The organism is Novosphingobium sp. (assembly GCF_030696665.1).
In the GTDB taxonomy this organism is placed as follows: Bacteria; Pseudomonadota; Alphaproteobacteria; order Sphingomonadales; family Sphingomonadaceae; genus Novosphingobium.
This window is the reverse complement of record NZ_JAUYRV010000013.1, coordinates 69895-81088: the sequence shown is the minus strand read 5'-3', so window position 1 is coordinate 81088 and position 11194 is coordinate 69895. Positions and strand designations below refer to the sequence as shown.

The 11194-nt window shown below is 59.7% G+C and carries 10 protein-coding genes; 2 read left to right on the top strand and 8 right to left on the bottom strand.

Annotated elements, in window-relative coordinates; translation table 11 throughout:
- The 5 genes from Q8R81_RS02910 to Q8R81_RS02890 form a co-directional block, all read right to left on the bottom strand.
- A partial coding sequence (locus Q8R81_RS02910; RefSeq protein ID WP_305615942.1) for an SDR family NAD(P)-dependent oxidoreductase occupies positions 1-418 on the bottom strand: 418 nt, incomplete at its 3' end.
- Between the two features lie 12 nt (positions 419-430).
- Entirely contained in the window at positions 431-1240 is an 810-nt protein-coding gene (locus tag Q8R81_RS02905) for an SDR family NAD(P)-dependent oxidoreductase (protein ID WP_305615941.1), read from the bottom strand.
- Between the two features lie 79 nt (positions 1241-1319).
- Complete coding sequence (locus tag Q8R81_RS02900) at positions 1320-2597, bottom strand: aromatic ring-hydroxylating dioxygenase subunit alpha (RefSeq protein ID WP_305615940.1); 1278 nt, start codon at positions 2595-2597, stop codon at positions 1320-1322.
- Between the two features lie 170 nt (positions 2598-2767).
- The gene (locus Q8R81_RS02895; protein WP_305615939.1) at positions 2768-3169 is read right to left on the bottom strand and encodes a nuclear transport factor 2 family protein; all 402 of its coding nucleotides are present in this window, start codon (positions 3167-3169) and stop codon (positions 2768-2770) included.
- A 91-nt stretch (positions 3170-3260) separates the two neighbouring features.
- Positions 3261-3644: a carboxymuconolactone decarboxylase family protein gene (locus Q8R81_RS02890; RefSeq protein WP_305615938.1), complete on the bottom strand. Its 384-nt coding sequence runs from the start codon at positions 3642-3644 to the stop codon at positions 3261-3263.
- Between the two features lie 451 nt (positions 3645-4095).
- On the opposite strand from Q8R81_RS02890, the gene Q8R81_RS02885 reads away from it, so the two are divergent.
- Complete coding sequence (locus tag Q8R81_RS02885) at positions 4096-6639, top strand: TonB-dependent receptor (RefSeq protein WP_305615937.1); 2544 nt, start codon at positions 4096-4098, stop codon at positions 6637-6639.
- Positions 6640-6801: 162 nt separating this feature from the next.
- Here the strand turns inward: Q8R81_RS02885 and Q8R81_RS02880 are convergent, their stop codons facing one another.
- The 3 genes from Q8R81_RS02880 to Q8R81_RS02870 all read right to left on the bottom strand — a co-directional run bounded on the left by Q8R81_RS02880 (position 6802) and on the right by Q8R81_RS02870 (position 10162).
- Complete coding sequence (locus Q8R81_RS02880; protein ID WP_305615936.1) at positions 6802-7782, bottom strand: nuclear transport factor 2 family protein; 981 nt, start codon at positions 7780-7782, stop codon at positions 6802-6804.
- Positions 7783-7818: 36 nt separating this feature from the next.
- Positions 7819-8628, bottom strand: coding sequence for an SDR family oxidoreductase (locus Q8R81_RS02875; protein ID WP_305615935.1), 810 nt, complete (start codon positions 8626-8628; stop codon positions 7819-7821).
- Between the two features lie 85 nt (positions 8629-8713).
- Positions 8714-10162 carry a hypothetical protein gene (locus tag Q8R81_RS02870; protein ID WP_305615934.1) on the bottom strand — a complete coding sequence of 483 codons (1449 nt, stop codon included), beginning with the start codon at positions 10160-10162 and terminating at the stop codon, positions 8714-8716.
- Between the two features lie 228 nt (positions 10163-10390).
- On the opposite strand from Q8R81_RS02870, the gene Q8R81_RS02865 reads away from it, so the two are divergent.
- Positions 10391-11194, top strand: coding sequence for a hypothetical protein (locus Q8R81_RS02865; RefSeq protein WP_305615933.1), 804 nt, complete (start codon positions 10391-10393; stop codon positions 11192-11194).

The following is an 11194-nucleotide window of genomic DNA, read 5'->3' as shown; positions in this document are numbered from 1 at the left end:
GGCCCGAGGCGATATTGATGATCACCCCGCCGCCGTTGTCCTTCATCGGCCCGCGCACTGCCTTCATGCCCAGAAACGAGCCGATGATGTTCACGTCGAGCATCCGGCGCATGAACGCAACGTCGGTGTTGTCGAAGGTGTCGGACTTGGTGAGGCCCGCATTGTTGACCAGAATGTCGATCTTTCCGAAGGTTGCCAGCGCCGTTTCGGTCACGCGGGTCCAGCCCGCTTCGTCCGCCACGTCATGTTCGATCGCGATGGCAGCGGGGCCGATTTCGGCGGCTAGTTGGCGGCACGCATCGCCGACGATGTCAGTGATGACCACCTTTGCGCCCTCTGCGGCAAACATGCGGGCTTCTTGAGCCCCCATGCCGCTGCCCGCGCCGGTGATGATCGCAACTTTGCCTGCAAGCTTCATTCCGGTGAACCTCTAATTGAGCGTGGCGTGCGAGCCGCCATCGACGCGGTAATTCGTGCCGGTGATGTACGAGGCGTGCGTGCTGGCGACGAAGCAGATCACGGCAGCGATTTCCTCGACCCGCCCGGTGCGGCTGACCAGGCTGCGCCACTGTTTGGCAAAGCGGCGTTCGAGCGCGGCCACATCGGTTTCTTCCCAGCCGTTGGCCTTGCCGATTATCGGCAGGTTGGAACGAAGCGCCTCGGTCAAGACATTGCCGGGACTGACCGTGTTCACGGTGATTCCGGTGTCAGCGAGCGATTTGGCAAGACCCACCGACAGGTTGACCAGCGCGGCCTTGGACGGGCCGTATGTCGGAAATTCGGGCGGCGGTTCGGTGTAGGCACCGCTCGCAATATTGATGATCCGCCCCCAGCCAGCAGCCTTCATGCCTTCCACACTGGCGCGGATCGTGCGCACTGCGGCGATGACATTGGCATCGTAAGTCGCGGCCCATTGTTCTGGCGTGGCGTCGGTCCACACCGGGGCGAAGGGTTCATACTGGCCAAGATTGTTGACCAGAATGTCGATCCCCCCGAACGCACCGTGGGCGGCATTCATAACCGCCTCAGCACCTTCATCGGTGGCAAGATCGCCCAGCGCGATGGCTGCCGCGCCGCCTGCTGCCATGATGGCACTGCGCACCTCCTCGGCCCGTTCGGCGTTGCGGCCGTTGATGATCACGGACACGCCCTCGGCTGCAAGCATCTTCACCGTTGCGGCACCGATGCCAGATGTGCTGCCGGTCACCAGCGCGCGTTTGCCTGCGATCCCCAGATCCATTCTGTCGTCCCAAAACTGCGGTTGCAAACAAGCGTGGTGGGATGTGAGCGCGTCTACGCCTATCCTTGGGCTGGCGGCCCTACTGCGCTGCGGTTCGGGCGGCCTCGGCATCGTTTGCGGCAGCTTCGGAAACGGCGGCGAGATGCTTGCACAGCGCTTCCTGTTCGCCGAACTGCACGATCTTCTTCGCGCCGCTTTCCATCACTTCCTGCTGCTGCACCAGCGCGAGATTGTCTTCCATCAGCGTATCGCGGTTGAGCGCGAGCGAATACTGCACCGCAAACTGGTTGCGCAGGGATTGCGGACGTTCAAAGTGGTAGACCGCTTCCCAATAGCACTTGTCGGATGCAATCGGCCAGAAGCGGTGCAGCCACCAGCCGCCCAGCGACATATGAAAGATGAAGTGCGGGTAGAGCACATACTGGTCGTTGCCCCAGACGTTCGACCGGATCGGGTTGATGTCGGGATGGCTTGCGAATGTCTCTTCCGGTTTTTCCTGCGCGCCGGTGTCGGCAATCACCATCTGCTGCGCATTCATGAACGAGAACGCCTGCACCAGCTTTTCAGGCGATAACGCGAAGTCCGGGTTGCGCGGAACCGAGTTCATCCGGTGCGCGCCAAGGAATTCCGTGTGCAGAGGATGAACATAGGGGTTTTCGGCCGAAGACAACATTTTGGAAACGGTGCGGGAATGGAGCGCGCGTACATGATACGCCTCGCACTGCGCCTCGATCGCCAGCTTCCAGTTTGCGTCAATCATCGACCCGACGCGCGCGGTATAGGGATAGCTGCCGAACGGCACGTCCTTCAGCCGCTGTGCCACCGGGCCAAGGAAGTCTGCCAGCGTCTGTGTGCCCTGCGCGTCAAGATTGACGAAGATCATGCCTTCCCAAGTGTCGCACCGCACCGGGGTGAGGCCGCTGGCCTGTTTGTCGACATGGGGGAAACAGCCTTCGTCGGGAATATGGCGGAGGTCGCCTGCGGAATCGAACATCCACGCGTGATATGGGCACGAGAATTTCCCTCCCCGCCCCTTGTCGTCCCACACCAGCTTCATGCCCCGGTGCGAACAGATATTGTGGAAGGCTCGGATGACCATGTCCTTGCCGCGCACGATCAGGATGGAGGAGGAGCGGACTTTCACATCGCGCACGACCCAATCACCCGCATTCGGGATTTCCGATGCTTCGGCGATGTTGAGCCACACGCGGCCAAAGATTTCGCGCTCTGCATCGAAGCGCTCCTTCGAGGTGTAGACCGTTAAATCGACCTGGCCGGTTTCCATGATGAAGGAATCGGGCATCAACGGGCCGGACCCGAGATCGAACGATTGCAGGGCTGATTGCTCCATACCCATCGAAATGCTCTCCAAAATACGCCACGTGCAGGGTGCATTCCCCAATGCGGGCAGCAAAGCACAAGCCTGCACCATTCTATGCATGGTTTCGTAGCGACCCGCGCATGATCTGCCCAACGATCAGCGTTGACGCGGCGTCAAACAGGAAACGGGAAAGGGAGCCTGGACAATCAGACCATGCCTTCTCCTGGCCGCCCCGCACGTTTCGTCAGCTGTGCGGTGTCGAAATACTCATCCCCGCGAATGATCAGGCCATCCTTGATCCGCGCGATGAAACAATAGGGCGACGAGATGGCCGTACCATCCAGAATGCCAGTCATCGTCGCCTGCAGCACGAAGCCATCTTCGGTGACGGTTATCTGCGCGTTTTCGTTCTTCTGGTTCTTGAACATCGCATGGGCAGATTTCAGCGTCTCGATAAATTCGGCGCGGGTCCGGTCTTGCGGATCGAAATTGTACCACATGACGAAATCATCGTGCAGCACGGTCTGGAATTTGTCCGTGTCGTGCTCTTCCGAAACAGTCGCCCAGAAGTGCCCAAGGCGCAACGCGTCTTCGCGATCAACAGCCACCATACGCTCCACTTTGTTGTTATAATTCGGTGGAACGAAGCTTCGATTGCAGCGCTGCGCCCGGCACCTTTCGCCGGACAGGTCAGCCGTTTCAGCCTTGCCCCGTCATGTCTGCGGCACGCTTGCGCGCCATGTCGATCCCGCGTGAAAGAGCCGTGGTATTGCCCGCTCCGGCGTAGAACAGCATCAGCAGTTTCATTTCTTCAAACTGCTCGTCAGTGATTTCATCGTTGAGGATAGCGCCCGCGATCTGGATTTCCAGCAGATCGGCGCGGCCCAGCATCGTCGTCGCGCCAATCACCATCAGGCGCTTGTCACGCATCGATAGCGCGCTGGTTGCCCATATGTCGCCAAACAGATGTTCCACTGTCTCATTCAAATACGGCGAACGCGGGGCCGATTCGACCATTGCCGACGATCCCTTGCCGTAAACGGCATCGAATACCTCGATACCCTTCGCCCACTTGTCGGTCATTCATACATCTCCCGTAAACGGCCTGACGGATCGGAGCACAAACCCCTGCACGATAGCCTCATTGCGCATCACTTCGTTCTATCAACCGCAATCGCCCCTGTCGAAAGATGGGTTTGTGCAGGGCCGTCCTTTCGTACCACTGCCATCGCAGCCACTGACGGGCGTTTGCGGAATTTGGATTATGCATGAAATGACGCATTGGCACGATCGTGCGCAACACAGCAGCAAAATTCGGCGAGCGCGATTGCTGTTTCGCGACGGTCAATGGCAGGATGCCGACAGTGTTCCACATGCACGATCACGCATCATCTCATTATGATCAAAGTTTCGGCATAGCATGTCTTAGAAACGGCGCAGACGGGGTTTGAGGTTTCTGTCCAACAGGCCTCTACGTCTGCCCAAATAAACTGCCGGACACACAATGTCCGTGCGAAAAATGGGAGGGAATATCATGAAGCGATTTTCGACTTTTAACCGAATTCTTCTGGCTACTGCAGCACCGGTTGCAGCTTTTGCGTTTTCTGGTGCAGCGCTGGCACAAGACAGTGCGCAGACACAGACCGACAGCGATCAAGCCAGCTCCGGCCTTGCCGACATCGTCGTTACCGCACGTCGTACCAGTGAAAACATCCAGACGGTCCCGGTTGCCGTTACCGCGTTGAGCGCAGAAACGCTGCAGCAACGTCAGGTACTGCAAGTCACCGACCTGGCACGCACAGCGCCAAGCCTTTCGATCGGCACCGGCGGCACCGGTCCTGCCACCATCGTTTACCTCGCCATTCGTGGTCAGGCGCAGAACAGCCCGAACTCGTATTCGGACGCTGCAGTCGGCATTTACATCGACGGCGTCTATGTGGCCCGTCCGATGGTCGGCAACCTTGGCTTCCTTGACGCTGCAGGCGCTGAAGTGCTTCGCGGCCCACAAGGCACACTGTTCGGCCGCAACACCACCGGTGGTGCGCTCAACCTGACCACCATGCAGCCACAACTGGATGCGACGGAAGGTTACCTCAAGGTCGGTTTCGGCAACTATTCGCAGAAGGTCACCGAAGGCGTTCTGAACGTGCCTTTGACCGACGAACTGGGCGTGCGCGTTGCTGGTCGTTACAACGATCGCAGCGGCTACTTCCCCAATCTCTCGACCGGCGGCGCCAACGGCGGAATCAAGGGCGAATACTACGCTCGTGGCTCGCTCAAGTGGGCACCAAATTCGGTTCCGCTGACGCTGAACCTGTCGGGCGACTACATGAACTATCGCGACACCGGCAACCCGGTTGCTGTTGCCGCAATCAACCCAGCTGGGCCGAACGCAGCGTTTTACGGCATTTCGCAGGGCGTTCGTTCGGGTGCCATTCCCGGCTCGGCTCTGATCCCGTTGTCAGCTACGGTCTCGGTGCCTGCTTCGCTTTTCACGAACTTCTCGAAAGGCCCGATCGGCCCGATCACGCAGTATCTGAACACCGAGTTCGCCACCGATGCACAGCAGGCTTCGCTGCTTTCGCGTGACTGGAGGGTCAACTACTCCGCACCATTCACTGGCGATCGTGCTATCGATGATAGCGGCACGTTCAACGAGGCCTACTCGCTGTCGGGCAACCTCTCGGTCGATGTTGGCGACATCACGATCAAGTCGATCACTGGCTATCGTAACTCCAACACCACCAGCAACCTCGATCTGCTGGGCACCAACACTGGCGCAGGCGCTTTCATCAGCACCTACAAGCAGCACCAGTTCAGCGAAGAACTGCAGTTCTCCGGTAATGCCGGCAAATTGCAGTACATCTTCGGCGGCATCTATTTCCGTGAATCTGGTACTGAACAGTCACGGTCGCAGATCTTCTATGCTTCGCCGGCCGCAAGCGGTGGCGATAACACCTTTGGCTCGTTCGTATCGACCTCAAAGGGTGTGTTCGCCCAGCTCTACTACAACGTGAACGACAACATCCGTCTTACCGGCGGCCTGCGTTACACGTGGGATACGCGCGAAATTGATCGTCAGGGCACCACGCCAAATGTGCCTCGTCCAGGCCAAGCTATCACTTGCCAGGCAGGCGTGAACCAGGGCAAGCCATCGCCAACCGGCCTTGCTGCTCCTAACAGCGGATGCCATGACGTCGGCACAGCAAAGTTCAAGTATCCAGCTTGGACTGCCGGTATCGACGTGAAGCTTACGCCTGACGTGTTCGTCTATCTGAAGACCAGCGGTGCTTCCAACTCGGGCGGCTTCAATGCACGCCCGGTTCCACCACCGAACTCCAGCTCGTTCAAGCCAGAAGACGTGCGTGACGTGGAAGGCGGCATCAAGGGCCAGTTCTTCAACAATCGCTTGCGTACCAATCTTGCCGTGTTCCACGCTTGGCAGTTTGACGTTCAGCGCATCATCAACACCACCTTCGTTGATGGCACGGGTGCTACGCGTCTGACGCAGTTCAACACCAATGCCGGCAAGGCCAAGACCTATGGCTTCGAATTCGAAGGCACCGTCATCCCCACGGATGGTCTGGAAATTGGCGGTAGTGTTGCTTACCTCAACGCGTCCTATGTCAAGGGCAGCCGTATTGAAGCGCAGTTGGTCAACGGCCAGATTGTCCAGGTCGATCGCTCGGGTGAACCGATCACTCAGGCACCGAAGTGGACAGCCAACGCTTCGATCACACAGACCTTCGAAATGGAAACCGGGAAACTGGTACTGCACGGCGATTATTCCTACATCGCTTCGCGCTACTTCGATTTCTTCACGACAGGAAATCCAGCGCTGGCGGCTGCAACGGCAATCGCCAACGAGGCGTCGCGCGTCCGTGCCTACGGTTTGATCAACCTTCAGGCGAGCTACACATTCAACGATCCTGCGATCGAAGTCACTGTGTGGGGCCGCAACGTCGGCAACAAGGCGAACTTCACCAACGTGTTCAACAGCTACACTGGCCTTGGTGCTACGGTGCAGTTCCAGGGTGCCCCGCGCACTTATGGTGCAACGGTCAAGTACAGCTTCTGATCTGAACGCACATAACTTCGAAGGACGGCGGTTGCGTAAAGCAGCCGCCGTTTTTTGTGTTTGTGTGACACGCGCATATTTGAAGCGTGCCGACCCAACAAAAAAAGGAGCCACCTTGCGGCGGCCCCTTTGGCATGGCGTCCGTTTTAAGGCGAGACGCGATCAGTGCGTGATTTGCGCTTTCATTGTTTTGGCGTCGGTCACGTAGGAAACCATTTCAAGGAAGCTGTACCACTTGCCGTCAACGCGGCGCATGCAATCGCTTTGCCGCAGGGCGACATTGCGCTTCGAACCGTCCTTCATCGTCAAGGTCAACTTCTGCGTATCGATCTGCACGCCGAACGAACCGTCGGAATCAACCTCGAACATTGGCATCGTCAGCGAGATCCCGGTATAGCTGCCCATGATCGGTGCATAGAAATCGGCGATTTCCTTTTTACCGATCACCGCTCTGGGGCTGAACGCATCATAAAGCAGGGTGTCATCGCCCGGCCCATAATAGTTCATCAGCTTTTCCAGCCCGACCGAAGCGCCGCCCACGTCCATGAACTCCTTGATTTCGGCCTTCGCCTTTTCAGGTGTGGTCGAAACCGGGGCGAGAGGCTGGGCCGACCATGTGATCGTGCGCGGCTGGATCGGTGCATTGGTCAGCGCGTTCATTGTCGCGGGATCGACCGGGAACGACAGATGCTGCTGCACCACGCGCCATTTGCCATCGATCTTCTTGAATGCATCGAGCACGCGCACGTTCATGGCAAACTTGGTGCCGTCCTTCATCTCGGTTTGATAGGCAACCTGGCTGGCGGCGCAGCCAAACGTGCCGTTGGTGGCCACGATCATTTCGGGCGTCGTCTTTTCCATCGACTTTATCGCACCCAGCTGCGGCGCAAACCCGGCGCGGATTTCCGCCTTCCCCCGGAACACTCCGGGAGCAAACAGATCGAGGACCGTGGCATCGTCGGCGTAGTGCGGCAGTATCTTGTCGACGTCGAGTTCGGTGGCGAGGATTTCCTCGACCTCCATGATGGCCGCCACGTCTGCGGGCGCATTGAAGGTGGTGTTTGGCGCAGTCTGCGCACAAGCACCCGTTGCTGCGATCATCGCCAAGCCTGCCGCCGTGGACAGGAACCGGATAGCTTTCATGGTGCGTTCTCTTTCACTGTCAGGAATTTGGGCCAATCAATGATAGGCCTGCATGAAGCCGCCATCGGCGACGATGTATTGACCCGCGATATAGCCAGCGTCCTGCGAACACAGAAACGCGACAAGCGAGCCAACTTCTTCGGGCTTGCCGAACCGGTTCGCAGGAATCCGGCGCAGAAACGCCTCCATGAAGGGTTCAAACTCCATACCCGCATCGGCGGCGCACTGTTCGAAGAACGCGCCATAGGCCTTGCCAGTATCGATGAAGCCGGGCGCCACGGTGTTGACGGTAATGCCGAACGGACCAAGTTCGTCGGCCAGACTGCGGCTGAGACCAAGGCCCGCTGGCCGCACGACATTGGCCAGCACATAATCGAAATTGAGCACCGATGCGCGTGCAGGCGATTTGGCCGCACCCGAGCCGATGGTCACGATCCGGCCCCAGCGGCGCTCTTTCATCGCCGGAACCACGGCGCGAGCGAAATGGCGGAAGGCCTTGACGATGTTGGCATAGGCCTCGTCGAAATCATTGTCGTCAAACGCATCAAACCCGCCTGAAGGCGGTGCAACTGGCGTGAAAATTGCGATGTCGGGTGCGGCGAATGCCTTGGCCGCTTCGGCGGCGATATAGGCGTAGGCTCCCAGATCGGTGAGATCGGCGCTGACGCCAACGGCCTCTCCGCCCTTGGCCACAATTGCGCCAACGGTGGCATCAAGCCCCGCTTGCCCGCGTGCGACGACGACCACTTTGGCACCATTTTCACCCAGCCGTTCGGCAACAACCCGGCCCATGCCCATCGTGCCACCGGTAACCAGCGCCACTTTGCCTTTGATTCCAAGATCCATCGCTTTGCTCACTTTTACAACGCGCGTTGTTCGCGCTTCATGGGCTGGCGGGCGCAGGCCCTTCGCTGCGCCCGCCCCAAGGACTTCAAGCGAAGGCCAGCGCAGGATCGCCCACGCGGTCCATCCGGCCATCAAGTAGCGGCTCTACCTTCATAAGCGCGAGGTGATCCTCTGCAGCGTCTGGCCCGGCGATGATCAGACACTGGCGCAGCAGGCGGCGGTGCATCAGGCGCAGCAGTTCGGCATCACGCTCTGGCCCGGCCGTGCGGATGAGATCTACCAGCAGCTTGTCGGCCTCGATCAGATCGGCGGGGCGCTTGCCCAGCACCACTGCGAGTTCATCAAGATCTGTGTCTTCGGCCCAGCGGCGGTAGCGCGCCTGATTCAGGAGGTATTCGGGCACGCTGGCAAGGATGCCCCGCTGCCAACTGGCGAAAGTCTCGCTTAACGGCAGGCGGTGGAGATCGGCGGCGAGCTTGCTCAGCGCCATTTCCTCAAGCGGTGACGGGCGCGGATCGGGCAGGGTCAGCTCGTCCAGCGCGATGCCTTCCACTTCAGCCAGCGCTTCGAGCATACGCCGCCCGATGAACGCGCATTGCACGGCGGCTTCCACCCAATCGCCACCGGCATCGGTGCGTGAAAGAGCGAACAGCGGGCCGAAGTAGCCGACGCCGAGGAACGCGACGGTGTGATAGGCGATCACGCCCAAGTCTAGCGGCTCGCCCAGCGCCTTTTCATAGTGGCGGAACAGCGATGGAAGATCGCCCATGTTTTCAACAGGATGCCGCCCACGGAAGCAGGCAAGATCGTGCAGGTGATCGCCCAAATGCCCGATTTCCACGTCGATCACGCACGTCAGATCAGGTCCGTCGGACAAGAACTGGCCGCAATCGCCGGTGACCAGCGATATGCGGCTGCGGTGCATCGGCACGTTGCGGCGCAGCCAGCGCGTGGCAAATTCCATCGGCGGATCGACGATGCCCTGTTCATCATACATCGCCTGAAAGCGTTCGTAGTGCTGCAGCGCCAGTTCGGTGGGGCCTTCGGGCTTGCTGCAACCGATGGCTTCCAGCGCTGGCACCGGAATTTTGTGCATGGCGGCCAGTTGCGCCATGTATTGCAGCGAAGCCGACCAGCGATCCGGCGTCATCGTCGATGCGGTTTCCACCGCTTCCATGACAAGGCCCGGATCGCGGCCACCACGCACCCAGTCCATCACGATGGCGGGCGGGTCATTGCAGAACCCACGCTGCGGCGGCACCGGAATATCGTGCGCAGCCAGCACGTTGAGCAGGTTCATTTCGTGGACATGGAGATAGGGATGCGCTGCCCAAACGCGATCAGCCTTGAACAGGTATTCGCGCTCCTGCCCGGCATCTTCCATGCTTACGCGCCACACCGGACGCCAGCGGCGCTGCCGTTCAACCCGCGTGACTTTGCCGCCAAGGTTGGCTTCGGCCCACAAGGTGATGCGTTCGAGTTGGTCGGCGCTTTCTGATGCGCCGCGATTTGTTGGATCTTGCGATTCAGCCATCATGCTCTCCATCATGTGGTGCCGGGCGGGATGTGTCGTCTCCCTGTCGGGCCGGAACCATCGTTATGACAAAGGGATACGCATGGTGGCCATGTGCGCTTCCTACCAAAGGGCGGGACATCGGCCCCAACCGGCGTGCCTTATTCAAAGCCGAGCGGATAATCTGCCCGACGCTGAAAACGGGCCGACCGGATTGGGAGAAACCTGATGGTGCCGAAATTTTGCCGCATGGCCTGGCGCGTTGACGATATGGGCAGCTTCACGCAGGAGATGGGCGCGCTGCTTGGTCTGAAATTCTTCACGCCGGGGATCATTGCCGAAATCTACCCCGACGCCGGGTTCAAGGTGATGTTCGGCGAACACGGGGTGGAGCCGATCCAGCCTGGTCCGGAAGGGCTGCCCTTCGCCGAGGGCGATCCGCTAATCGAAATCGCGATCGACGTGGCAGATGCAGAATCGGTGCTCGCGCGGATGACCGCAGCAGGGCATTTGCCGATCGCTACCAGCTATTTGCCGGTGCCCAAGGTCAACGAATACCTGTTCGGCCCCGATTTTCACGGCATCAAGTTCCTTGCCTGCACCGAAGGGGTGAACGAGGCGCAAGTACGGTCCGAACTGCCGTTCGACGCGCTTGACGACGCTGCCCCGCCCAAGATCGGCTGCATGACCGTGGTTTCCGCCAATATCGACGCGCTGGCCGCCGACCTGAACCGGTTCTTTGACATGGAATTTCAGGAAACCGATCCGGCAGGGCTTGGCGCGCGGGCGCTGTGCGGCACGCACCGCGTTCGCCTGATCGAAGGGCCGACCGCGCTGCTCGATGGCACCGAGGGCGCGCTGGCCTCGGTCGATATGATGCATGATGACGTAGAAGGCGCGCGCGCACGGCTGGAGGCGTCAGGATTTGCGGTGCGTCACACCCGCGCGCTCAAAACTGGCGGACACGCCTATTACTTCGGGCCGACAGTCGCGGGCCTCCCGCTCACGCTTTATCCAGAAGCGGCGGATGCGGAAATGCTCGGTCTGGCGTGA

What these genes read in the sequence shown, in the direction of transcription:
- Q8R81_RS02900 (WP_305615940.1), bottom strand. Translation starts at nt 2,597, where the DNA reads ATGGGTATGGAGCAATCAGCCCTGCAATCGTTCGATCTCGGGTCCGGC.
- Q8R81_RS02885 (WP_305615937.1), top strand. Translation starts at nt 4,096, where the DNA reads ATGAAGCGATTTTCGACTTTTAACCGAATTCTTCTGGCTACTGCAGCA.
- Q8R81_RS02905 (WP_305615941.1), bottom strand. Translation starts at nt 1,240, where the DNA reads ATGGATCTGGGGATCGCAGGCAAACGCGCGCTGGTGACCGGCAGCACA.
- Q8R81_RS02870 (WP_305615934.1), bottom strand. Translation starts at nt 10,162, where the DNA reads ATGGCTGAATCGCAAGATCCAACAAATCGCGGCGCATCAGAAAGCGCC.
- Q8R81_RS02890 (WP_305615938.1), bottom strand. Translation starts at nt 3,644, where the DNA reads ATGACCGACAAGTGGGCGAAGGGTATCGAGGTATTCGATGCCGTTTAC.
- Q8R81_RS02880 (WP_305615936.1), bottom strand. Translation starts at nt 7,782, where the DNA reads ATGAAAGCTATCCGGTTCCTGTCCACGGCGGCAGGCTTGGCGATGATC.
- Q8R81_RS02875 (WP_305615935.1), bottom strand. Translation starts at nt 8,628, where the DNA reads ATGGATCTTGGAATCAAAGGCAAAGTGGCGCTGGTTACCGGTGGCACG.
- Q8R81_RS02865 (WP_305615933.1), top strand. Translation starts at nt 10,391, where the DNA reads ATGGCCTGGCGCGTTGACGATATGGGCAGCTTCACGCAGGAGATGGGC.